Below are 21,890 nucleotides of genomic sequence, written 5' to 3'. Positions count from 1 at the left end.
ATGAAGAGACGAATTGAATGCGCCCTTTCCTTCGCCGTCGTTGCGCTCATTGGTGCACAGTCAGCCCACGCCCAAGGCGTGCCGGTCATCGACCAAAAGAACTACCAGATCGCCAAGGAGACGGCCGAGACAACAGACAAGATCTTGGGCACCAACAAGGAAATCCTCACAACGGTCGATGAGACGCTGAAGGCGCTAACCGGCAACCGTGGCAGTGAGGCCGGCCAGATGCAGAACCTTGCCGTCGGCAATGGCTTCAGCGTCTCTTCCATGCCGTCGATCGACAGCATCATGTCTGGCGGCGTCCCTAATTTCGGAGGCCTGAGCGGTGATATCTCGAAACTGGCATCGACCTTCATCAACGGCCTGAAGCTTGTCAAAAACCTCTCCGGAAAGTCCAACAGTGACTTCTCAGGCGACAAATCCTATGAGCAGATGGTCAATACCGTCCTCTCCGTTTCAGCACTCATCAATGGTTCGCAGCAAGCCGTCACGCAGCGCAAATCTGCCTTTGAGGCCGCTGGCCAAACCATCGGCCAGTCGCAGGACATCAAGGGATCCATCGACCAGAACACCCAACTTCAGGTTCAATCCGGCCTCACCATCAACGAGCTGGTTGGGGTTATGAATGGCGCGGTGTCCTCGCTTCAGGCGCAAACGCAGAAGCAAATCACGGACATGTCGAACACCAACAAAATCCTGAAGTTCGGAGAATGACCATGAAGTTTTTCGCCACTGCCCTTCTGGCTGCATCGATCGCAGCGCATTCGGCCCACGCTGCACCTCCCGGTTATTTCGATCTTGGCCCGCGCGTTACCCTTGAGACAGGCGACACCTGGACAGACGGCACAAAACGCTATCGCATCTATGGCGTTCAGTCATGCATCCGGGGAACGTCCTACACCGACAATAGCGGTCAAAAGCGGGATTGTGGTGATGCTTCGCTCGCTGGCCTTGCCGCCTATATCAAGGACACCAAGCCTGTATGCGCGCCTGCAGCTGAAACAGCCAACCTGACATATGTCGTTTGCTATGCGACCGTCGGCAACCAACGCCTCGACCTCGCGACCATCATCGTCAGCCAAGGCTTTGCGTTCGCTGCCCTCGATCGCAACGGCATGCCTGTTTTCCCAGCTTACGCCGTCGCAGAGCAAGAAGCCCGTTCGCGCAAGGCCGGTCTCTGGCAATTCAGTGACGTCCAGCATCCGTCCATCCTTCTTTCCGCACGGGCCAAGGCTCAGAGCAAGGACGCATCGAAATGATGAAACTTACCGCTCTCATCGCGTTATGCGCGACGACCACGATCGCCAGCGCCGCCGATCTCGTGAAGACGCCGGCGGCGTTGCCTCCGGCCGCTTACGAGGCTGCGCCTTTATCGGTCGTTTCCGGTCGTGCGTCCATCATCGATGGCCGCACACTCTGGTTCCCGCAAACGGCGCAAAAGGTCCGCCTTGCCGACATCGATGCTTGCGAACTTCCGCAATGGGCGCTCGATCCGGAATGGACAAATCGGAAGGCTGTCAAAGCGCCCAATCCTGTCCCTTGCGGCCCGCTCGCAAAAGCTTGGCTGAAACGGACGATGGGTGCAGCTTCCGTAACCTGCCAAGTGGTCACGATCGGCGTTGACGGGACGCCTGAAGCCGTTTGCACTGTTGCCGGTCGAGATCTCGCCCTCGAAATGCTGCGCGTCGGCTGGGCGCGTGTTTCCACGCCCTACCCGCGCCACGCCGCCTATCTCGGCTACCAGACGAGCGCAATGGCAGCGCGTTACGGGATGTGGGCCACTTACGTTCTCGACATGAACGAATGGCGCCGGCGCGCTGTCGATCGCACCAACGAACGGCAGCCCATCGCAGATTTCAATCTCCTGGCCACCCGCCAAAGCGAGATATCGCCGCCCTTCGCAGATGCACGAAACAAACCAGTTCGCACAGATCGATAATCATATGAGGAACACCGGAATGAAGAAGCTTGCGATGCTTGCCGCTCTATCGATGGGCCTGCCAAATACCGCCCCGGCGCAAGATGCGCCGTGGGGGTGCCATGTCCTGCTATGCGCAGCGTCGTCCGCCCCTTCCTGGCAAGGAGTGCCGTCCTGCGTCCCACCCATGACACGGTTGATTGCCGCTATGAAACTTCCGGGCTTCAGCTGGCCGACTTGCCCGCAGGCCGGGACAGGCGCGCCTGGTCACGAACCCTTCGAGGAGTGCCCAACAGGCTATAAGGTCTACGAACCCGATGATGGCAATGGAAAAGGGCTTGCCGCCTGGTGCAAGAAGCCGGATATTTGTAGCGGAAGAGGTAGTGATGCCATCTGCAAGACTGGCGAGATAGTCCCTCGGCCGATCCGGCAGGACCCTTACTATTTTGACATCAGGAACAGCGAGGGCCAGTCGAACCGACACTGGTTCAACCTCAGATACTGAAATAAAAAAGCCCGCTTATCGCGGGCTTTCTTTTGGCTAGGTACGCTGCTTCGCCAGTTGCTCAATCTCCAACGTCGGTTGAGCAATCAGGAGCGCCGATATGTAGAAACCTCTCTCAAAAAGTTCAGCTTCGTCTTTCGGCTCGTAGTCTATCAGATCCTGACGAGCATCGCTCTCCGCCCTCAATGCGCGGTCCAGCTCTTCGTGATCTTCAGGCGTCAAAATCGTCCCGTCTTGAGCGACGATCTTCCACCGGCTTGCGATCTCTCCGCCAAGCTGCAAGCAGCCATAATGCCTCGCGATCAATTCCTTCAGCGTATATTCCCTGGCGACTTTCAGGACTTCATTCATGAAACCTCTCCTTCAATCGGCACTTTCCCTTTCCGCTCCAGTCGGGAGCAGAGGGCAGGCCCACCTGCCCTCCTGCCCGTCCGGCGAGGACCGGGAGAGTGGGGGGCAATAGCAAAAAACGGAGGGGGATCACCCGCCGATAGGTCGACGTTAGAACGCCCTGGCGCTTCGTGTCGATCCTGCACGAACGCAGTGAGGAAGGACGGGGAAACCGTTTTTTTGCTGTTGCGGGGGAGAGAGGGCAGAGCGCTTTCTTCCCTCTTACCGCACTTAAAAATGGGAGTGTTTGCACTCGCATCTCCAATCCCGGCCAATGGCCGGGTTGCCCTGGTACGCCGATTGCGGCACAACCAATTTCGATTGCATGGCTCGAAAGCCCAACTCGCAGATTCACCTGCGAGAGCTGCCTTGCGGCAGCAGACATGATGTCTACATTTTGGCATTAAGCCGCATCTGGGACTGCGGCCGGAGTCTGAAATGCTCCAAAGAGCTTCGAATGCGAGCGCCCTCGCATGAAAACTCTTCAACCTTTGATCGGGGAGTTCGAAACCGTTGAACACGGCCCCATGGCCTTTAGCTCGGAAAGCCTGGACATAACCACAGGCTCCCCGACCTCAAAGGTCCAAAGAGTTCGACGTTGGTTTGCCAACGTCAGGTGTTCAAAGGGTTTCGACGCCCTGGATCGCCGCGTCTGCGACCCGAGCCATGGATAGTACAAAATCGTATCAGAGTCTGCTGCTTTCGCGACGCGCAGCCCCATTTTCGTCACATTGAGACGTATGTGGTTTACTAAATACTACCGTAAGTTCTAATCTTCGGGAGTGTCGCTATTCGGTTCGAATTCCCGAATGACCTTGAATACAGAGGTCAGCGCTTCGTCATTCAAGCGGCTTAGAATTTTAATCATTGTCGTCATCTGCAAAGCCCCCTCTTCCGTGCGCCCGAACAAATGCGGAGCAACGGAGCACAGGACCTCGACCGGGTTTGCTTCCAGGACCTCACAAAGTTGGATAAGCCGGCTCACCGATAGTTTCGTGGTGCCCGTTTCGTGACGACGAACGCCTGTTTCCTTCATTCCAAGTCGCGATGCAACCTGAGTCCGGTACAAGCCCCGGTCATTTCTAAGGCTATGGATCGCCGCTCCAATCTTCTTTTCGAGATCTTCGTCAGAGGTCACTGCCGTCGCGTTAAGGTTCGCCGACGAGGGCAAGGCGCGCTTTTCGGCCGCTGACATTCTCATGATAACCGACATAAAAACCCTTTCGCATCAAAATTGATGTAATTATACATCTAAAAAGAGTTTGCAGAAAGAGCCTTTTGACAGCGAGCTATCGTAAATTTGGGTGCCGCTTCGCGGAAGCTCGCTCTATGCGTATCGCACAAAACCCGCGTTTCACGCGGTTTTTGCCCATTCGGGTGACGATCGACCCACGAAGCGCTTGCGCGCTTTCGAGACATGTGGCAAAATCTTTTTGGTTTGAAAAGGGGAACGTTAGAGCCATAATTTGAGTTTGCGGCGAGGCAACGTCCCCTGCCAATGCCGCAAAAATGCCGTTCCGTTTACTCGGAACGGCATTTTTTATGATGAGGCCGGGGTGATGGGTAAGCTCGTATTCGGAGACCGCCTCCGCGGTCGCTCCCACATGGTGCATCCGCTTCGCTTGCCGCGCTTTCTCCCTGTCATTTCCCCCGCTCTACGATGGTCCGCAGGTCTCGCCAATGGGCAAGCAGGCTGCCGCCTGTCCGTCCGTCAGAAAAACGGCTTTCACCGCCAGGGCGGCGAACCTTCCGTTTTTCAGCCGGCCAGACCCATGACTAGATCTGCGCACCAACGGGGAGCGGGCTTCGCCCTTCCCCCTTCGTTCCGGTGGATGTGAGGGCACATCCACCGGAACGGTGGGTGAAGGCTTCGCCCACTGCGGGGCTTGCCTCTCGGATTTCGGGAACCGTTGGAGAGCTAATTATGACCGCCGAGACTGCCGCTGCATTTAAGATTGCCATCATCGAGAACACCGCAATGCGGGTTGTCGTCAATGGCGTTGAAGTCACTGTATCCGCACGTGAGGTTGACCCTTTCCATTCAACAACGGACCAGGTCACGGACTATGCCGTTGCGGAACTGCGCAAGCTGCGCGACCGCCTCAATTTCTTTGCCGATGTCGTTCGCGATCATCATGAGAATGGCGGCTTTCCAACGGATTTTCCGGTGGCGCGTGAGTTGGAGCGTCATTGTACCGAGCATATCAGGCTGACCCGGCAATATTGGCGCACCGTCGATAAAATCTATCGAGCGCGATGCCTCAAGGTTTCCCCGAGGACCATGCGACGAAGGGAAGAACTTGAGCAGGTCGCCTGGGCGCGTGTCGCTCGGATGCAGATGCATCTAAAGCTGACGCGGAAGGTACTTTGCCCGCCCATTGTGCCGTTAATCGAGGAGCGGAAAGAAGTAGAGCCAATAGGCCTTCGCCCCAAGGGCGCAGGCCACTTGTCGTCCGTTGCTGTGCCGATCAAGGCACTCCTCTCGGGCTTTGCCCGCCTCGTCCCCGTTCGCTCCCAACCCAATTCACTCCAACCTTAAGAGGCTACTGTGAGCACGTTCACAATCACGCTTGTCCACGGCTCATCCGAAGATACCGAGGCCGTTATCGGTTTCGATCCGCCGTTGCAGACATACTTTCTGCAGGGCTTCCCCTTTGAAATGAACGATTGCACCTACTTCAAAATCTGGCTCGGCACAGAATCCAGAGAATATCCGGCAATCGAAGGCTTGGTGAGAGCGCTTCGCGCCAAAGGATATGAGTTTCACGGCCTCAGTGAAGCGCAGATGGAGCAGATGCTGGAAGAGGCGCAACGGCCTTTAGAATCGCGCCCTGGACTGCGTTTTTTGATGAGGGAGCGTAGCGATGAAGTTCATTAAATCGACCCGCCACGGCCCGTTTCAAGATACCTCTCGCAAACGCGCAGCCCTTGCGCGCAAGCAGCGTCTGGAAAGGGAAAAGCTGCCGCTTTTCTCCGCCCAAATTGCCGAGCAGCAAAAAGACGCTGACACCGTCATGGGTGAAAGGGCAGCTAAATGGCCCGTCTGGCAGCAGGACCATCGCGACAAGAAGGCGGCGCTTTGGCGAAAGGCAAGAGCGAGGCTCTTCGCCTATGGCGATAATGTGCGACCACGGCTCCGTGAGCTTTGGGATAGCGCGCCCTACCCCAAGAACCCGGAATATCTGTTGGATTTCCTTCACTCAGTCAGCGTCGGCCGCCTCGATCTCGACAATCCGCCCTGGGTCTATCGTGGCGCGGGCCTGGAGGCATTCGACCTCGCGCCGATCCTTGCACGCGCCAAAGCGCGGCAGGAGGCGCAGCGCCATCGTTTGCCATCTCCGCCAGAGCCGTTCGTCCTCACTTCGCCATAACCAGCACCAGCCAGACCGCCAAAAGGAGAAAATATGCCGAGATACCAGTTTGCCACTCAGGCCCTCGACGATGAAGCCGGATCGTTCCTCAGTGAATTGGCCGCCGCCCACGCCTCGAAATTTCGGCCGCGGTGCCTTTGTCAGACCCCGAACCCCGAAATGTACGTCGCCAAGGTCGGAGACAGCTTCATCGTTAAGCGTATGCCTGGCACTGGCATCGCGCACGATTCCGGATGCGATCATTTCGACCCACCCCCTAGCCTTTCCGGCCTGGGCGACGTGCTCGGCCGTGCGATCCAGCAGAAGGAAGACGGTCATACGGTACTGAAGCTCGATTTCAGCCTGACGAAGATCGGGCGCAGCGCGCCTGCGCAGGCATCGGAAACGAAGTCCGATACGGTGAAGGCCGAAACCAACAAGCTCAGTCTGCTCGGCCTTCTCCATTACCTGTGGCATGAGGCCGAGTTGAACAAGTGGAACCCCCGCTTTGCCGGCCGCCGGAGCTGGCCGATGGTACAGGCGAGGTTGATCGACGCTGCCAGCGCTAAGGAGACAAAGAAAACCGCTCTTCTGGAGCGTCTTTATGTCCCTGAGCCGTACCATCGGGAGCGCTCGCAGGAGATCGACGGCAGGCGCATGAAGCAGCTGCAGCCGTACATGCCGACAAGCACGAACAAGACGGAAATGCTGATTTACGTTGGCGAGCTGAAGAACATCGAGCCGTCCCGCTTCGGATCGAAACTCGTCATCAAACACGCGCCGGCGTTCCCTATCTACATGGATGAGAAGATGGAGGCATCGATCCGCAAGCGTTTTGGCCTTGAGCTCGAACTTGCGGAAGCAAATGAGCAGCTGAAGCTGGTCATGATTGCGACGGTCGGCGTCACCAGAGCCGCATCAGCGCAACTTGCCGAGGTGAGCATCATGCTCGTAACCGAAAACTGGATTCCGGTCGAAAGTCTTTCAGAATTGCAGCTCATTGAAAATCTCACGACCGACGGTCGCAGCTTTACAAAAACTCTGCGGTTCAACGTCAAGGAGCGGCCGATCGCCAGCGCCTTGCTCACGGACACGACGCCGGTTTGTGCGATGTACATCCGGCCGGAGGCGGCGGACGAAGCCTATAGCCAAATTCGTGAAGACATGGAAAAGGAGACAGGTATGGCGACCTGGCTGTGGGATCCGGAAGATGGGCAATGGCCTCAAATTCCGACCAAGGCATAACATTGGCACTAAGTGAACCAACGATCGTAGTCTAAGGGGAAACTCATGTCCAAGATCCTGCACCTTGCCTACACCGGAGTTGTATCCATCGCAGCGATGCGAGATTGGACAATTTACCATATCTATCTGCGAGCGTATTTGCTCGGCTATGACGGCAAGGTGATGCCACGCTCACTTCGCAAGCTTCTCGCTCGTTCTGAAATCCACAATGCATGGCTGCTTGGCTTTATGGGCTTTTTTGAACAGGATGGTATCCGTTTCGGTCCTGCCAATCCCTATCCAGGCGAGCTGGCCATCCCTGCCGATAGATAAAATTGCCTTCTGACCATTCCGAAGAAAGCAACCATTGTGCTTTATCTTGCTCCCAAAAGGAGAACGAATGTCTTTCGGGAAAGTCGTCGCGCTATCGATGCTTGCTGCTTTTTCGGCCGGAGCCGGCTACAGCTACTATGCTGAGAAAACCGGCCTTCCGCTACTGTTTGCTGAAAAATCCTCGTCGCCTTCATCTGCTGTCCAGCGAACGACCGTGACATCGGAAAGCGCAAAGCTGTCAGGGTTACAGCCTTATAGCCTTTGCTCCGGATCGGTGAGAACGCATTGCGTCGTTGACGGCGATACCCTCTGGCACGAGGGCGTAAAAATTAGGATCGCAGATATTGATACTCCCGAGGTGTCAAGCCCGAGGTGTCAGTCAGAAGCGACGTTGGGTGCGAGAGCGACTTCGCGCCTGCTACAGCTCGTCAATGCAGGCCCTTTTGAAATTGTGGCATGGCCAGGTCGTGACGAGGATAGGTACGGCCGCAAGCTTCGAATTCTGGTACGTGATGGCCACAGTCTTGGCGATGTCCTCGTTTCCGAAGGGCTAGCCCGGACATGGACCGGTCGCCGGCAACCGTGGTGCTAGGAATTATCATCCCAAAAAAAAGCCCGCTAAAAGCGGGCTCTTTTCTTAATAGAGTTCAGATTTCGGCCGTGGTCTCTCACCCTGTTGCCGGTGCTTCTGTTGCGGGAGCTGGGCGCTTTTAGCCTGCCGCTGCGGTGGGACGGCTTTCTTTTCAGGGGCGGCAGCCTCTTCTTTTTTCACCTCAGCAGGTTTTGGTGCCGGCGCCACGCTGGCAAACGGGTTCGTCGCGGCAACCTGGAGCGCTTTTTCGAAGCCGCCCATGTGGCCGGAGAGTTCGACATCAACCAGTTCGCCGCTCGGACCCTTCACTTTATATCCGAAGCCGATTTCCTGCGTGGATTGAATGGCGGACTGGACGATGCCCTCAAACGGAAAAGCGGTCACGCAGCCCTCGTTTGAGCAGAACCACTCCTGCTGCGGGATTGTTTTTTCAACGCCGGCAAAGGAAAGACGCATGCCGCTCTCAGATCCGAAGTTGCTGGTGACGTGGATAAACAGGAGCGACTTTTTAGCCGCGCTCGATCCAATTCCCCATTTCACCGATGATTTGAGGCCTTTGTCCGCTCCATTATCGATGATGATTTGCTCAATCGAGCACGAGCGTCGGCCTGAAGAAATACGGACGCTGCAGCCGAGCGTCCAAGCGTCGAAGCCCCGGCTTATCGTAAGGATGTCTCCGAGGTCCACCACCTCGCCCGGATCCGCAACCGGCGCGCGGACGGCGAAAGGGTTCGCTGGTGGTGGGGCCGGTTGCTCGGCGACTTCCGTCGCCGTGGGTGCATCAGGCAAAACGGCCTCTTGAGCCAAGCTCATTGATGCCGCGCTTGCGAACGCCAGGCTAAAAAACATGCGTTTCATATTTGGCTCCAGTCAAAGTTGGGGAGCACCCCGATTTAATTCAGGGTGAAGGATGCGCCGGCGTTCCACGAAAGGTCGTTCTCGCCGAAATTATAGCCCATGGACGCGTTGACGCGGACTACACCGTCTTCGGACGTGTAACCCATGCCGGCGACGACCGATGTCGCGCCCTTGAAGCTGCCCAAGCCTGACGCGAAGGAAAGCTTACCGGGGTTATTGTCGAAGCGTAGCGCCGCCATGCCCATCGCGGTCGCGATACCGCCTCGCGTCTCCTGAAGGTTCCGCTCGATCTGGCTGCTAAGGGACGAAAACTGGTCGGAGCTTTGCGTCTGCAGCTCCGAAAAGCGCTGATCGGTATAGTTCTTCGACTCTTGCGCAACCTGCTTTACCTGACGAACATTCGCTGCGTCGGTGTCGGCCTTGCCGTCAGCCACGTTGTGGATCCGGACCGGACCCGAGCCGTTACCCGTTAAAACAACATCATTCGTCCGTTTCCCATTGGCGTCTGTGACGTATTGCACAGCAGCCTCATTAGTCGCCTTGAGCGCGTCGCCAACGTTGTTATAAGCGAGACCGGCGACTTCGTAGATGGGAGCCTGTACTGTTCCATCGGCATTGATCTTTGCGCCCCCGCCGAGAGCGGCGACCGTCGAATCGAGCTGAGCAACGTTCACCGCATCCGTCGCCGCCTTACCGGCGGCGACGTTCCCGATCTGGACCGGATTTCCGGTACCGTCGTTCAACGTCAGGCCACCGCTCTTGTTGCCGTTCGCATCGGTATTATAGAAGACGCCTGTATTCTTGATCCCGGCAATGTCCCGATCGTGGCCATCCAAGCGGCCGTCTTGCTGGACATTCTTCTGCTCGACGCCGTCAAGCCGGCCGTCCTGCTCGACGTTCTTCTGCTCGGCGCCGTCAAGTCGGCCGTCCTGCTCAATATTCTTCTGTTCAATGCTGTCGAGCCGACCGTCTTGCTCCACATCCTTCTGCTCGCCAGCTTCGATCCGCGTGGAATGGTCATTCAGCTGGTTTTGCTGATTTACGTTCGTGTTATTGATGTTGGTGATATTATTGTTGATGTTCGTAATGGCCTGATCGTGACCATTCAGCCGGCCGTCCTGCTCCGCGTCCTTCGCCCCGTTGTTGCTGTTCGCAATCTGCTGATTGACGTAGTTCTGATACTCGTTTTGGATCTGGTTGAACGCGTTGTTGATTTCGCCTGCGGTGACAAAATTGCCATTCACTAGGCTTCCTTGGTCTCCCACACCGCATCGATAAGGAAGGGTGCCTCCTCCGGACTCTCCGGTATTTGGGTTTCCTGAGTAACCACCGTACCCAACGACACATCCGTTCGTTCCCCCCACAGCAGGAGCAGCGGCAACGAGCCGAGCGTTTAGGGGTAAAATGGCGGCGCTGGAAATTAACAGCTTTAAAAGTGTGTTTCCGGCAAACTTGAAAGATGGAAGCTCCATGGACTTTCCTTTGAATTCGACCGTTCGGGTTCGGGGAAGACCGGCCAGCGTGTTGCGAGCACGCTGGCCAACTCATTTCATCGATATAAACCTTTTTTGCCTCTATTTCGGCGTGGCAATGCCAATCAATGCAGGAATATCGGCCTAAAATCAACTATGAGCATATCAAAATACGTTTGGGATTTCGCCAAATTTCGCCGGAATTCGCGAAAATTGGCAATATCAGAAACACATTTGATGTTTTCCGCCGCCCGGCAGTGCGAAACATAAAAGGATTTCTTGATTCTCATCGGGCGACTTTTGGCGGAAGGCGACGTGTGAGCGCGGCTTGAGCGCTAACGATGTTTTAATGTCTTGGAGTCTTCTGCAGTGCACACCTAATTTGTGTGGCTTTTATGATACATGGCTTGAATTAGGCGGTGCATTTACAGGTTTTCACAATGACCAATCGTTGCATACAGCCTGAATAATCTGCCATCTGTTGCCTAACGCAGACCAACGCCGGATAAACCGGCTCAAAAGCTGCGTTATTAAATCATCTGACTGGAGGTCAACCATGAACATTAAGAGCCTTCTCATCGGCTCCGCTGCGGCTCTCGCAGCAGTATCCGGCGCACAGGCCGCTGACGCTATCGTCGCTGCTGAGCCCGAGCCCCTGGAATACGTTCGCGTTTGCGACGCTTTCGGTACCGGCTTCTTCTACATCCCCGGCACTGAAACCTGCCTGAAGTTCGGCGGTTACGTTCGTTTCCAGACCGACTTCGGTCGTGACAAGTCTGGCGTTTCTGACTGGGATTCCTTCACCCGCGCTCAGTTCGAAGTTGACACCCGCACCGACACCGAGCTCGGCGCTCTGCGTGGCTTCATCGGCTTCCGTGGCAATGCTGACAACGGTCGTTCTGACACGTCCAGCGTCTTCGTTGACCAGGCCTTCATCGAACTCGGCGGCCTGAAGGTCGGTAAGTTCTACAGCTGGTGGGACGATGGCCTCTCTGGCGAGTCTGACGTTCTCTCCACGAACGCTCTGTTCAACTCCGCTCGTTACGTTTACGACGCAGGTTCCTTCTGGGCAGGCGTTTCGGTTGACGAGCTCGAAGGTACTGGCAGCCAGTTCGCAACGATCACGGGTCCGGCTGTTGGCGGTCTGTTCCCGCTTTCGCAGGAGCCTGACAACAACGTTGGTATCGCTCTCGGCCTCGGCGCTAAGCTCGGTGGTGCATCGCTGCAGCTCATCGGCGGCTACGACATCGACCAGGAAGAAGGCGCAGTTCGCCTGATCGCTACGGCTGACCTCGGCCCGGGCACGCTTGGTCTTGCTGGTGTTTGGGCTTCCGGCGCAAACGCTTACTACGCCGAGTCCGAGTGGGCAGTTGCTGCTGAATACGCAATCAAGGCAACCGACAAGCTGACCATCACCCCCGGTGCTCAGTACTTCGGTAACGTTGCTGACCGTATCGGCATTGTTGGCACGACCCGCACCGCAATCGTCACCAACGACTGGTCTGACCGTGACGCATGGCAGGCTGGCCTGACGATCGACTACAAGATCACGCAGGGTCTCTCCACGAAGGTCGCAGTTAACTACTACGACGAAGACGATGTTGATCAGGAACAGTGGAAGGGCTTCGTTCGCCTTCAGCGTTCGTTCTAATTTGATCTGACAATGTCAGTGATGGAAACCCCGGCAGAAATGCCGGGGTTTTTTTGTGTCATAGGGTGCCTACAGAGTTGATCCCATAGGCAATTTGCGCTGTGGCACTCCCGCCCCTTTCGCAATAAAAATAAGTTGTCCAAACGATTTTTCCTTAGACAAAAATCGATTCCTTGGGTAACCTCACGAGCGAGTTGGAAAGCTCTGATCCACCCCGTTTGTCCACGGGATGAGCATACTGACTCCAGTCAGAGTTGGCCTAGAACCACCCTAGGTTTCGCTCCCCGGTCCTCCAGGCCGGGGAGTTCTGTTTTTTGGGTATATTTTCTTCTCCAAAATACCGTGTCCTGACCTCTGGGCCGATATAGCGCTTTTGTCCTTTCTGCGGACAAAGGCGTGACCGCTAGCGGTCTCATTCGCAATGAGCATACGCTGCGCTTAATGCCCTTCCCTGCTCTCTGATTTCCCCGCTCTACGATGGTGCGCAGATCTCGCCAATGGGCAAGCAGGCTATCGCCTGTCCGTCCGTCAGAAAAACGGCTTTCACCGCCAGGGCGGCGAACCTTCCGTTTTTCAGCCGGCCAGACCCATGACTAGATCCGCTCACCAACGGGGAGCGGGCTTCGCCCTTCCCCCCTTCGTTCCGGAGGATGTGAGAGCACATCCACCGGAACGGTGGGTGAAAGGCTTCGCCCACTGCGGGGCTTGCCTCTCGGATTTCGGGAACCGTTGGAGAATAAGACTATGACCGCTCAAATCGCCGCTACCATTAAAGTCGCCCCCTCGAAGCTTGCTATCGACCCTTTGAATGCCCGCAAGACGTTCAATGCTGCCAAGCTGGCCGAACTGGCCGAAAGCATCGCGCATGAAGGTGTCCTGCAGAACATTGTTGTTCGTCCCGCAGAGAAAAAAGGCCACTACTTCATCACGGCTGGTAGCCGTCGTTTCCGGGCGGTTAGTCTGCTCATCGAGCAGGGCCGGCTGCCGAAGAATTTTGAGTTCGATTGCATGGTGAAACAGATCGATGAGGCGCAAGCGATTGCCCTGTCCATCGCTGAAAACATCATGCGTGACGACATGGACCCCATCGAGCAGTACCATGCTTTCGCGCATCTTGCCGAATCCGGCCTGCCGATCGCTGACATCGCGGCGCGCTTCTCTACGACAGAAATTATTGTCCAGCGCCGGTTGAAGCTTTCGAAGGTCCACCCCGACCTGCACAAAGAGTTTACCGCAGGTAAAATGACTTTCGAGCAGCTTTCCGCTTTTACGATTTCAGACGACCATGCCGAACAGAAACACGTCTGGGACACCCTGCCCTCTTGGAACCGCTCTGCCTCGGTGATTAAAAGCGCTCTGGTAAAGGACGGTGTTTCCGCCAGTGATAAGCGATTGGTGTTTATTGGCGGCCTCTCCGCCTATGAACAAGCGGGCGGCACGGTCACGCGCGACCTTTTCGTGACCGATTCCGGTTTTGCCAACGATCCAGCGCTTGTTGAAAGCCTTGTCGCTCGAAAACTCGAAGAAACCATTGCCGCATTAAAAGCCGAAGGATGGGCATGGGTCGAAAACCTTACCGAATGGTCTTATCCTTCTGTCAGAGAGTTTGAGCGGCACTATCCGGAGCAGGTCATCTTGTCAGAGGACGAACAGGCTCAGCATGACGCTCTCACCAGCGAGCTTGAAGGATTGTCCGAGCTGATCGAAGCGGGCGTCGCAGACGACGACGCCGAGAACAGGGTTGCCGCTATCACGGAAAGCCTTAATGCGCTGGAAAGGGAAGCTTTCGCCCCCGAAGTCGTCTCGGCGGGTGGTGTATTCATCGCTCTGAACCACAACGGTCAGCTGCGGGTCGAGAAAGGGTTCGTCCGCAGAGAAGTGAAAGAGGCTACTGCTGCGCCGCAATCCGAAGCCCCGGAGGACAAGTCCGCGAAACTTTCTGCGCCATTTGTCGAAGACCTCACGGCACAGAAGACCGCTGCGCTGCGGTTGGAACTCAGCAAAAACCACAACGTGGCACTTGTGGCAGTTGTCCATGCGATGCTGCTATCCTCGTTCTACAGCTATGCTGCGACCGACTATTCGTGCCTCGAAATCTCCGGCAAGAGTTTCGGCCTCGATGGCAGTTTGAAGGAGCCGCAGAACTGCAAGGCCCTTGCCGATCTGGATGTGGCCTTCGAAGATATCAAAAGCCGCCTTCCATCGAACCCCGAGGGCCTTTGGGACTGGTGCATGGATTTGAAGCCGAACCAGTTGCTTGACCTTCTGGCCTTTGCCGCCGCAGGAACGGTGAATGTTGTCGAAGGAAAAACAACCTATCGGAATTCCAAGCATTTCAACCATTCAAAGCAGCTTGCGGCCGCACTTGGCACCGACATGCGCAATCATTTCGAGCCGACCGTCGATAACTGCTTTACTCATATGAACCGTGCGACAATTCAGGCGTCCGTGGCGGAAGTGAAGGGCGAGGATTTCGCCAAGGGAATCAGCGACATGAAGAAAAGTGAAGCCGCTGCATACGCTGCCAAGAGCCTCAAAGGCACGGGATGGCTCCCCGCGCCCCTCGTTCTCGACAACGTCTCGTCTGAGAGCCAAGGTGATGCCGAGACGATTGAGGCCGAGCAGGACGAAATTGCCGAAACAGCCGATATCATCCAGTTCCCCGAAGCGGCTGCGTAAAGCAGCCGCGCCGGTCGCAGTCTTCTCCCGGCTGCGACCGGTTTCCATTCCGTGTCTGACCAGGTCGAGGGGCGCCCCTGTCGCCCTGCCCCTCGAACTCCCCGCCCACCCGAAGGACCTGATATGAAGAATTCGCCCAAAACCCCAAACCAGATCGATATTAACGTGGGCGCTCGTATCCGCCTACACCGCATGCGTCTCGGCTTCAGCCAGAGCAAACTTGCTGAGCAGCTGGGTGTCACGTTTCAGCAGGTGCAGAAGTACGAGAAAGGAGTGAACCGCGTCGGTGCCAGCCGCTTGCAGGCAATCGCGGCCGTGTTCGATGTTCCCGTGGCAACCTTCTTCGAGGACAGCGCCTCTACGGAGAGCCAGGGCGAAGCACCTGAAAACGATTTCACGCAATTTCTCCAAACACCTGAGGCGATAGCGTTAAACACTGCCTTTGCAAAAATCGAAAACAGCGACGTGAGGCGAAAGGTCCTCTCATTGGTCAAATCGATCGCTTCTCAGGACGTCAGTTCCTGAGGAACGAGACCACTGATTTAAAGAGGCCAGTCCAACTGGCCCTTCCGTCGAAATGGTGACGTTTTGTAAAAGCTTCGTGCTAGGCTCACCCGATGAAGAAGCCAAGAAAAACTCAGCCTCTTCTGAGGCATGATGAACCGCTGCGTTCTCGCGCCCGCCGCAGGCGGGATCCCGCTCAGCCAAACTTGCCGCTCGATCCCATGCCGGACCGGGTTGAACCGTGCCTTGCACTCCTCAAAGCTAGGCCTCCAAAAGGTGACGATTGGCTTTTCGAGGTCAAATGGGACGGTTATCGCATTGCGGTTCACATCGAGCTCGGCCGCGTTCGCATACTCACTCGCGGAGGCCACGACTGGACACATCGTTTTCCGACGATCGCGGCCGCCGCGGAGAAACTACCCGTGGCGACTGCTATCATCGATGGCGAGGCTGTTGTCCTGGATGAACAAGGCCGATCCGATTTCGGGCTTCTGCAAAAATCGCTCGGTGGAGCTTCAGGCAGCGCTAAATCTTCCGACGCGATTTTCGTCGCCTTCGACCTCTTATATTTCGACGGCCACGATCTAAGGAGCATGGAGCTATCCTCTCGCCGACATGTCCTCGAGGATCTTATTCCCGCCGAAACACCTGGTATCATGTTTTCCGAAACCATCGAAGCGGAAGGCGATGCGTTACTCGCATCCGCCTGCAATTTTGGTCTCGAGGGCATTATCGCGAAACATCGCGATAGCTCCTACCGATCCGGCCGCCAAGGCGACTGGCTCAAAGTCAAGTGCGTTCAGAGCGACAGCTTTTTCATTATCGGCTACGAGCCGTCCACCAACGCGCTCGGCGGAATTGGGTCGCTGTTGCTCGCCGCCTATCGCGGCGACGACATTGTATATGTCGGTTCGGTGGGAACGGGTTTTAAGGAAGCCCAGACGAAGAAGCTCCGCGCCCTTCTCGACCGTCTGAAATGCAAGCGGCCGCCCGTTGTCTACACAGGCGCACGCAAGAATATCGTCTGGGCGCAGCCAACGCTGATCGCTGAAGTCGAATATCGCGCGCGGACGCTTGAAGGCAAACTTCGTCATGCATCATACAAAGGCGTTCGCGACGTGCAGGACAACGCTGAGGTCTATCGCCTTTGCTAAGGCCCTTATTCGCGCCATCGCACAATGTGCGACGGCGCCCTATCGCTTCGGCACGAAGCCGCTTTGCTTCGATCTCCGCCGTTCCGGTTACGATAGCTTAATGGCAGACACGGCAAGTCATCGCGAAGCGATAGGACATGGCTCTATTTGTTCTGCGCTAGGTTATGGGCCGCAAAGTTTGCGTTAAATAAGAGTAAGGTCTGATCCAATTCGGTTTCCGTTTTTGGATGTTCTAGTTTGAACGTTAGACACGAGCCATCGCTCCTGTATATTACCTTGTGTGTGCAAAGCGTTGAACCAACCGATGATCGGCAGATAGGCCACAAGTCTTCAAAGCAGGTAGAGCTAGCCTCTGAAATAGAAACATAGCTTTGGAGTGTTACACGCGCTTCTGCGACTTTTCGCGCCGATACGCCCATTGCGTTCAGCTCAAGGTCAAGTTCAGCGGAGGAAAGGTCCGAAATCTCACTCCATAGAGCGTCTCGCTCGACGACATCAGTGGTGTAATTAGACATGAGAAAACCCTTGAGTTGATTGCGCTCACTTACCGTGCTTTTTGAGTGCGCTTGTAGGAAAGAAACGCGATTCGATACGATGTCGATAATTCGCGAGGTTGCCAGTGGTCTTTCCGAGCAATTCTGCCGCATAGTTCTGATCGAAGCCACCCTGGATAATGTGGGGCATCATCGTGACATACTTGATCAGACCCTCAGAAGATCGGCCGTCAGCTAGGCTGCAGCGTAACTTTTCCGTCAGTTCATCTGCGTACTCGGAGAACGATTCCCCCTCCTGTTGCCACGGAATAAGATTGTCATTGAACTCGGTCGAACGTTTTGCATCACGCTTAACCTGCTTTGCTAACCGCTCGACGGTTGTACGGAGCTTCGAAACGAAAAACTCTCCGATATCCATGCCTTCGGGACACGCATAGCCCCTCGCGGAGGATTCGACCAAATAGAATGTCTCGCCGACCACTTCGGTTGGCTCGATACGCGTCTGACATCCGTGCTTCGCGATCAATCGTGATGCATAGAGAACCCAACGCTTGTGGAGCAGCTCAAAGTCCTTTGTCGACAGGGACCCTACAAAATCGCTCAATGAATACGTGATCATTATGCCTCGCATTTTCTTCGAGCAATTCTGCCCTTCGTTTATATGGGACACCAGACCCGTCTATTTATCTCACTTCGTTATTTTTTTTTCCCCTGAGATAAAATCATGGAGCTGAGGTCCTTTTTGGTTAGAAGCCAATTGCAAGGAAACGCCCATGCTCACCGCAACCATTTACTTCATCATCGCCGCAGTCCATGTCCTGGCGCTAGTTCACCCTCGTTGGGTTTTTGGTACCAAGATTTTCATGGTGTTCCTCTATATCTCGCTTGCTGCTGCCTACGCTCCCATGCCCCTCAGCGCATGATCATCAACTTCGGGCCATCGCGTTGCGAGCGCGCTCTATGGCTTCGCCACGGAGCCGCCCTGGCGGCCGTCTCCGCCGTTCCGGTTACGATCACTTGTCCTGAAGAGAAAGAGCGACCGCTTTAGCGGTCTCATTCGCAATGAGCATACGCTGCGCTTAATGCCCTTCCCCACTGTTTGATTTCCCCGCTCTACGATGGTCCGCAGATCTCGCCAATGGGCGAGCAGGCTATCGCCTGTCCGCCCGTCAGAAAAACGGCTTTCACCGCCAGGGCGGCGAACCTTCCGTTTTTCAGCCAGCCGGACCCATGACTAGACCCGCGCACCAACGGGGAGCGGGCTTCGCCCTTCCCCCCTTCGTTCCGGAGGATGTGAGAGCACATCCACCGGAACGGTGGGTGAAAGGCTTCGCCCACTGCGGGCTTGCCTCTCGGATTTCGGGAACCGTTGGAGACTTAATCATGACCGTTTACACAAGCACCGCACGTTTCGACACCGGCCGCGCTTTGACTGAGGACGAGCTGCGCAAACTCGCCCCGTCGATCTTTGCCAAGACGGCGCACGAAAGCCGGTCAGAGCGTTTTCAGCCGATCCCCACAATCGAAGTCCTCCGTGGCCTCGAAAAGGAAGGCTTTGTTGCTGTCGGTGCAAAGCAGTCATCATCACGGACCGAAAGCAAGGCAGACTATACCAAGCATCTTATTCGCCTTCGCCGCATCGACGATGGCAAGATCTACAGCGTGGGCGATACCGTTTGCGAAATCCTCCTGAAGAATGCCAACGACGGCAGCAGTGCTTATGAATTGATGGCTGGCCTCTTCCGCGTGCGTTGCCTCAACTCACTCGTGACGCAGACCGGCACGATTGAGGAAATCAAGGTTCGCCATTCTGGTGACGTACAGGCGAAAGTCATCGACGGCACCTATACGGTCCTCAAGGCCGCCGAAAACGCGCTGGCGGCCCCGCAGGACTGGTCTACGCTACGTCTCAATAGTGATGAGAAGGAAATTCTTGCACAGAGCGCCCACATGCTCCGTTTCGGTGATGCGGACGGCGCCGTAACAACACCGATCCAGCCCGCCCAACTTTTGAAGCAGCGCCGCGCCGATGATGTTTCCGATGACCTATGGACGACGTGGAATGTGGTGCAGGAGAACGCGATTAAGGGAGGCCTCCGGGCTTTTGGTCGCGACGATCTTGGACGGCCGCGCCGCGTAAAGTCACGCGCCGTTACTGGCATCGATCAGGACATAAAGCTGAACAAAGCACTTTGGCACCTTGGAGCCGAAATGGCCAAGTTGAAGGGCGCACGCTAATGCGCCCCGGCCCTTCTTTTTCACCTGCAGAGCTTTTCAACTGCTGCACTGCGTTTCGAGAGCCAGACTGGAGCAAATTCACGAACCTTGAACTTGGCGGCTGCATCGATGCCGCCGAGGAAGGGGCAGACGGTACGTGCATCGAGGGCGGGCAGTCCCGCGCCGATGCGGAATTTTTCACTATCTACGGACATCTTATTGAGGGCGGTTGCGAAGCCATCACCGATTGCGACAATTTTGACGAGGCACAGCGCATTGCCGCTCATCTTTCTAGCATGAGCGGATTGACGCTTGCGGTTCTCTGTTAGATTACATGAATGGGAACGCCGGGAGATGCGGCGATACCACAGGCCGGGTTTTGCGAGGAACCCGGCCGCCTTCGAAGGGCTCCCCTAAAGCCCCGCCCCTCGACCTCCCCGCCCACCCGATTTGCGTTTCGACTGGACCAATGTGCAGGGGTTGCTAAAAGCCCGCCTCGAGCGCAATCGCGAACGCATAGGCCAGGCGGTCGGCGAGGAGATAAGGATATCCCCGTCTTTGGACGGCATTCATTTGTTTTCGGACGAAAACAGCAATCGGCTGAACTCGGTTTGGCCTGCTTGCCCAGGATAATCTGGAGCTTCTCCGACCCAATCGTTAGTCGACATGGCGAAAAATTCGGCGTAGCTTGACCCATGAACTAGGTCATAGACCGACCCGTGCTACAATACCCTTTCTCTGGTTTTTGGCCGGGGCGCTTTCTGGACCGAGTGACGTGATAAAGCAGATTATCTGTATAAATTGGGGTACGAAATACGGTGCGCCTTATATCAACCGGCTTTACGCCATGGTGGAGAGAAACATAACTCCACCGTTCACATTCACCTGCTTTACTGACAGTCGGGAGGGAATCCGCTCCGAAGTCCTGTGTGAAGATCTTCCTGTTATCGACTACGAAATTCCAGAAACAAGGCGCGGTATATGGCCCAAGTCACGCCTTTGGGGACCAAAGCTGGGATCGCTATCAGGGGTCGTGCTCTTTTTGGATCTGGATCTGGTTGTAACGGACTCACTGGACGGATTCTTCACATTCGGTAATCCCGAGGACGTGATCTTGGCACGAAATGCGGCAAAGCCGTTCGAGCGTCTGGGGCAGACATCCGTTTATCGTTTTCCGATTGGTAAGCTCGTTCCCATTCAGACCAAGTTTGCCGCTGATCCCGCGGGTGTAGCCGAGAAATATGGATATGAACAGCGATTTGTCACGCGTGAAGCGCCGGGCGGGATCAAGTTTTTTCCGGGAAAATGGATCCGTCATTTCCGTTTTCAGTGTTTGCTTCCCTTCCCACTCAACCTCTTTTTTCCCGCCCGACTCCCGGCGGGCGCAAAGATTGTGATTTTTCCCGGAGAAATCCTGCCGGAGGATGCCATCCGTGGCGGATGGTCGGGTCGTCAAGGCATTACTCTGCGACAGCATCTAAAAGCATTCGTCGATTACGGTTTTCGCCGAAAGCGCCCCTTTCAATTTCTTCGTCATTTCATGCGCCCTGTAGAATGGGTTGCGAAGCATTGGCGCGAATAGCTGCACGGGCTGCTTTTTGGCGGTTGTCCAAATTTAGATCCTAAGATCTCCGCATCAGGAGATGCGGCGGCCGGTCGGGTTTTGCGAGGAACCCGACCGGCTTCGAAGGGCTCCCCTGAAGCCCCGCCCCTCGAACTCCCCCCCCGCCCATTTCACGACTTTGCCGATTCTCTTTTTGCCAAGCCTCGTCTATGGTGAAGTCCGGTGGTGCTGCATGCGACAGAGATCGAGCAGCGATTGGTAGCCTGAAGCTGTGAGAGTTTGAGCCATGCCCAATTTTGTCACTATCGCGAAAAGCCCGGCAGTCCGCGCCGGACTTATTATTCCGGGCGCGGTCATGATGATTTTGCTTGCTGTTTCGGAATTGCCCTTCTGGAGTGGCACGGCAGTCGCACTAATCAATACCCTTGCTCTAGCATCTGGTCTTTTGGGTGGGCTTTTTCACGTTATCGGCGTCATGCCTCGCGCCCTTGCCGCCGAGGAAATCGCGTGGCGAAAGACTCACGCAGAGGAATATGGTGGAGATGATTGGGAAACAGTGCCTTTCTTGGACCCGTTTTTGGTCCGAGTACGCGCCGCAGAATCCTGATACTGAGCCAGCTCCATCGTAAACCTCTCGGCCTGGCGCACTAGTTCAGTCACAGAGCGGTCGAATCTCGTTGATAGTCCTTCATTTTCAATGACGTTCGTTTTGAGCCGAAGCCAGAACGCGCTCCCCATAGCGCCGAAGTGACGGCGAAGGCTCCGGCCGCGACCGCGGCCGATAATGATGGGACACGGCATCCCCGTCCCCTCCCGGCGCCCCACCTCACGCGAGGGCGGCTCCAGAAGAAGGAAAAAGTGACCGCTTTAGCGGTCTCATTCGCAATGAGCATACGCTGCGCTTAATGCCCTCCCCTACTGTTTGATTTCCCCGCTCTACGATGGTGCGCAGATCTCGCCAATGGGCAAGCAGGCTGCCGCC

Annotated in this window: 24 protein-coding genes; 18 read left to right on the top strand and 6 right to left on the bottom strand. The window is 55.9% G+C overall.

From position 1 onward, the window contains the following. The 3 genes from G3A56_RS28235 to G3A56_RS28225 are packed head-to-tail and all read left to right on the top strand — an operon-like array spanning position 1 to position 1,942. Positions 1-717, top strand: a complete 717-nt coding sequence (locus tag G3A56_RS28235) for a type IV secretion system protein (protein WP_164057023.1) — start codon at positions 1-3, stop codon at positions 715-717. Between the two features lie 2 nt (positions 718-719). Further along, the gene (locus tag G3A56_RS28230; RefSeq protein ID WP_164057022.1) at positions 720-1,262 is read left to right on the top strand and encodes a thermonuclease family protein; all 543 of its coding nucleotides are present in this window, start codon (positions 720-722) and stop codon (positions 1,260-1,262) included. Continuing rightward, positions 1,259-1,942 (top strand): thermonuclease family protein, encoded by a 684-nt coding sequence (locus G3A56_RS28225; RefSeq protein ID WP_425503405.1) that lies wholly within the window; start codon positions 1,259-1,261, stop codon positions 1,940-1,942. Before G3A56_RS28230 ends, G3A56_RS28225 begins: the two co-directional genes overlap by 4 nt. A 520-nt stretch (positions 1,943-2,462) precedes the next feature. Here the strand turns inward: G3A56_RS28225 and G3A56_RS28220 are convergent. Together G3A56_RS28220 and G3A56_RS28215 are read right to left on the bottom strand one after the other, a co-directional pair. Continuing rightward, the gene (locus tag G3A56_RS28220) at positions 2,463-2,777 is read right to left on the bottom strand and encodes a hypothetical protein (protein WP_137039995.1); all 315 of its coding nucleotides are present in this window, start codon (positions 2,775-2,777) and stop codon (positions 2,463-2,465) included. An 808-nt stretch (positions 2,778-3,585) separates the two neighbouring features. Next, positions 3,586-4,011 (bottom strand): helix-turn-helix domain-containing protein, encoded by a 426-nt coding sequence (locus G3A56_RS28215; RefSeq protein ID WP_158001534.1) that lies wholly within the window; start codon positions 4,009-4,011, stop codon positions 3,586-3,588. 666 nt (positions 4,012-4,677) lie between these two features. On the opposite strand from G3A56_RS28215, the gene G3A56_RS28210 reads away from it, so the two are divergent. From G3A56_RS28210 to G3A56_RS28185, 6 genes are all read left to right on the top strand, one after another. Continuing rightward, positions 4,678-5,355 carry a hypothetical protein gene (locus G3A56_RS28210; RefSeq protein ID WP_164057021.1) on the top strand — a complete coding sequence of 226 codons (678 nt, stop codon included), beginning with the start codon at positions 4,678-4,680 and terminating at the stop codon, positions 5,353-5,355. Positions 5,356-5,364: 9 nt separating this feature from the next. Beyond that, positions 5,365-5,694 carry a hypothetical protein gene (locus tag G3A56_RS28205; RefSeq protein WP_164057020.1) on the top strand — a complete coding sequence of 110 codons (330 nt, stop codon included), beginning with the start codon at positions 5,365-5,367 and terminating at the stop codon, positions 5,692-5,694. Beyond that, on the top strand, positions 5,681-6,187 hold the full coding sequence (locus G3A56_RS28200; RefSeq protein WP_210255091.1) for a hypothetical protein: 507 nt from the start codon (positions 5,681-5,683) through the stop codon (positions 6,185-6,187). Before G3A56_RS28205 ends, G3A56_RS28200 begins: the two co-directional genes overlap by 14 nt. Before the next feature lie 33 nt (positions 6,188-6,220). Further along, a complete protein-coding gene (locus G3A56_RS28195) occupies positions 6,221-7,411 on the top strand; it encodes a DUF1173 family protein (protein WP_164057019.1) in 1,191 nt (396 codons plus the stop codon). Positions 7,412-7,456: 45 nt separating this feature from the next. After that, complete coding sequence (locus G3A56_RS28190) at positions 7,457-7,723, top strand: hypothetical protein (RefSeq protein WP_003501041.1); 267 nt, start codon at positions 7,457-7,459, stop codon at positions 7,721-7,723. A 67-nt stretch (positions 7,724-7,790) separates the two neighbouring features. Then, positions 7,791-8,315 (top strand): thermonuclease family protein, encoded by a 525-nt coding sequence (locus tag G3A56_RS28185; RefSeq protein ID WP_003501044.1) that lies wholly within the window; start codon positions 7,791-7,793, stop codon positions 8,313-8,315. 45 nt (positions 8,316-8,360) lie between these two features. On the opposite strand, the gene G3A56_RS28180 is transcribed toward G3A56_RS28185, so the two are convergent. Further along, the gene (locus G3A56_RS28180; protein WP_003501047.1) at positions 8,361-9,173 is read right to left on the bottom strand and encodes an invasion associated locus B family protein; all 813 of its coding nucleotides are present in this window, start codon (positions 9,171-9,173) and stop codon (positions 8,361-8,363) included. A gap of 35 nt (positions 9,174-9,208) precedes the next feature. After that, complete coding sequence (locus G3A56_RS28175) at positions 9,209-10,417, bottom strand: YadA-like family protein (protein WP_003501049.1); 1,209 nt, start codon at positions 10,415-10,417, stop codon at positions 9,209-9,211. A 160-nt stretch (positions 10,418-10,577) separates the two neighbouring features. Here G3A56_RS28175 and G3A56_RS28170 point away from each other — a divergent pair, with 160 nt between their 5' ends. From G3A56_RS28170 to ligD, 5 genes are all read left to right on the top strand, one after another. After that, positions 10,578-10,793 (top strand): hypothetical protein, encoded by a 216-nt coding sequence (locus G3A56_RS28170; RefSeq protein WP_003501052.1) that lies wholly within the window; start codon positions 10,578-10,580, stop codon positions 10,791-10,793. 408 nt (positions 10,794-11,201) lie between these two features. Then, positions 11,202-12,296 carry a porin gene (locus G3A56_RS28165; protein ID WP_003501058.1) on the top strand — a complete coding sequence of 365 codons (1,095 nt, stop codon included), beginning with the start codon at positions 11,202-11,204 and terminating at the stop codon, positions 12,294-12,296. Between the two features lie 744 nt (positions 12,297-13,040). Further along, positions 13,041-14,975 carry a ParB/RepB/Spo0J family partition protein gene (locus tag G3A56_RS29265; protein WP_246231492.1) on the top strand — a complete coding sequence of 645 codons (1,935 nt, stop codon included), beginning with the start codon at positions 13,041-13,043 and terminating at the stop codon, positions 14,973-14,975. Positions 14,976-15,098: 123 nt separating this feature from the next. Further along, positions 15,099-15,500, top strand: a complete 402-nt coding sequence (locus G3A56_RS28155) for a helix-turn-helix domain-containing protein (protein ID WP_142174403.1) — start codon at positions 15,099-15,101, stop codon at positions 15,498-15,500. Between the two features lie 92 nt (positions 15,501-15,592). Further along, positions 15,593-16,633: a non-homologous end-joining DNA ligase gene (gene ligD / locus G3A56_RS28150; protein ID WP_142174404.1), complete on the top strand. Its 1,041-nt coding sequence runs from the start codon at positions 15,593-15,595 to the stop codon at positions 16,631-16,633. 540 nt (positions 16,634-17,173) lie between these two features. Here the strand turns inward: ligD and G3A56_RS28145 are convergent. After that, the gene (locus G3A56_RS28145) at positions 17,174-17,746 is read right to left on the bottom strand and encodes a hypothetical protein (protein WP_142174405.1); all 573 of its coding nucleotides are present in this window, start codon (positions 17,744-17,746) and stop codon (positions 17,174-17,176) included. Between the two features lie 154 nt (positions 17,747-17,900). Here G3A56_RS28145 and G3A56_RS28140 point away from each other — a divergent pair, with 154 nt between their 5' ends. Together G3A56_RS28140 and G3A56_RS28135 are read left to right on the top strand one after the other, a co-directional pair. Continuing rightward, positions 17,901-18,050, top strand: a complete 150-nt coding sequence (locus G3A56_RS28140; protein ID WP_164057018.1) for a hypothetical protein — start codon at positions 17,901-17,903, stop codon at positions 18,048-18,050. 460 nt (positions 18,051-18,510) lie between these two features. After that, on the top strand, positions 18,511-19,365 hold the full coding sequence (locus G3A56_RS28135; RefSeq protein ID WP_142174406.1) for a DUF932 domain-containing protein: 855 nt from the start codon (positions 18,511-18,513) through the stop codon (positions 19,363-19,365). A gap of 20 nt (positions 19,366-19,385) precedes the next feature. Here the strand turns inward: G3A56_RS28135 and G3A56_RS28130 are convergent, their stop codons facing one another. Then, positions 19,386-19,631 carry a hypothetical protein gene (locus G3A56_RS28130; protein ID WP_142174407.1) on the bottom strand — a complete coding sequence of 82 codons (246 nt, stop codon included), beginning with the start codon at positions 19,629-19,631 and terminating at the stop codon, positions 19,386-19,388. Positions 19,632-20,119: 488 nt separating this feature from the next. On the opposite strand from G3A56_RS28130, the gene G3A56_RS28125 reads away from it, so the two are divergent. Together G3A56_RS28125 and G3A56_RS28120 are read left to right on the top strand one after the other, a co-directional pair. Next, complete coding sequence (locus G3A56_RS28125; RefSeq protein ID WP_037092600.1) at positions 20,120-20,926, top strand: hypothetical protein; 807 nt, start codon at positions 20,120-20,122, stop codon at positions 20,924-20,926. A gap of 268 nt (positions 20,927-21,194) precedes the next feature. After that, entirely contained in the window at positions 21,195-21,515 is a 321-nt protein-coding gene (locus G3A56_RS28120; protein WP_142174409.1) for a hypothetical protein, read from the top strand. Positions 21,516-21,890: the final 375 nt, after the last annotated feature.

It is taken from the genome of Rhizobium oryzihabitans (assembly GCF_010669145.1).
Classification (GTDB): domain Bacteria; phylum Pseudomonadota; class Alphaproteobacteria; order Rhizobiales; family Rhizobiaceae; genus Agrobacterium; species Agrobacterium oryzihabitans.
This window is presented reverse-complemented; position numbering and strand designations above follow the sequence as displayed.